Annotated in this window: 1 protein-coding gene and 1 pseudogene; both read right to left on the bottom strand. The window is 42.7% G+C overall.

Features of this window, described 5'->3' with window-relative positions:
* A pseudogene (locus tag AC1DPZ_RS28200) lies at positions 1-189 on the bottom strand (MFS transporter); the annotation flags it as partial.
* A gap of 19 nt (positions 190-208) precedes the next feature.
* Positions 209-853, bottom strand: coding sequence for a beta/alpha barrel domain-containing protein (locus tag AC1DPZ_RS28195; RefSeq protein ID WP_477409772.1), 645 nt, complete (start codon positions 851-853; stop codon positions 209-211).
* Between the last annotated feature and the right edge of the window lie 2 nt (positions 854-855).

The raw sequence follows: 855 nt of genomic DNA, 5'->3' as shown, positions 1-855 counted from the left end.
CCCTAAGGAATATGCGATTTTAAAAGCTATTTCAATATTGGCATAATCACCATCGTCCCATTTAAATTCAACCGTAAGGTTTGATTTTAACAGACTTATTACAGCCCTGTCGAGGTAATTGACGGTCGTTGCAAAAAAAACGAGGGAGCATATCACCCATCTGTAGTTTCCAACTTTGGTTTCTCTCATTATAATTGGTTTAAATTGGTTATTTGCAGGTTTGTACTATCTCCAGCAACTTTATAGTATCGTTATATAATTGATTGTACAAACGGTTTTCGAGTACACTTTTACTAATGAGTTTGCTGCCCATGCCCACCGCGCAAACCCCTGCCCTAAACCAGGTGTTGATGTTATTGATATCCAGATCAACCCCACCTGTTGGAATAAACAGCTGGCCCGAAAAAAGATCCCTGATAGACGATACAAACTCCGGCCCTAAAATATTGGCCGGGAAGATCTTTATCAGTGCGGCTCCATGCAGTTGCGCGCTATGGATCTCGGTAGGCGTCATACAGCCCGGGATCCATAACAATTTATGCTGGCTGGCTATTTTCTCCACCTCGGGATTAATAATTGGCGATACTATAAAATCGGCCCCGGCACTAATAAAAGCAGCTGCTTCGGCGCCCGTTTTAATGGTGCCTATACCCAAATACAAATCGGGCATTTCATCTTGCTGTGCTTTCTTTAAAACTTTAAAATTTGCCAGTGCGGCAGCACCCCGGTTGGTATACTCAAATACGCGTATGCCTGCTTTATAAAGGGTGCGTGTTATCTCAAGGCTCACATCCGAATCTTCATAAAAAAACAGTGGTAATGTGCCCTGGGTTAGTATAGCGTCAAGCACTATTT

It is taken from the genome of Mucilaginibacter sp. P4_G9 (assembly GCF_056400985.1).
Note: the sequence above shows the minus strand (reverse complement) of the source record. Positions and strands in the feature narration are given on the sequence as shown.